A 276-nucleotide genomic window follows, 5' to 3' on the forward strand; every position below is an offset into this window, starting at 1 on the left:
GTTAAGCGCCTGAACACACGCTGCTTCACAGGGTGCCGGACAAACTCTTCCAGTCATATCAGGCAGGTAATTGGTTTTGGTCAATCGGTTAAATGCCTGTTGGTCACGGCTCTGGTATACCAAGTCATTCCATTCGGGAATTAGATTATCATTCGGACAGCCGGCGACGGCACGGCCACCACCATAAAAGACACCATGATGACAAAACGGGATACCGCAGTTCATACAGCGGGCCGCTTGTTCGCGTCGGTCACCGTCACCTAAATCTAATTCCAT

Annotated in this window: 1 pseudogene; it reads right to left on the minus strand. The window is 50.7% G+C overall.

The annotated features are described in order from the left end of the window. Positions 1 to 276: pseudogene (locus tag CBI42_RS11845) on the minus strand (glutamate synthase subunit beta); the annotation flags it as partial.

Origin of the sequence: Streptococcus sp. KR (assembly GCF_002238115.1) — a bacterium.
Classification (GTDB): domain Bacteria; phylum Bacillota; class Bacilli; order Lactobacillales; family Streptococcaceae; genus Streptococcus.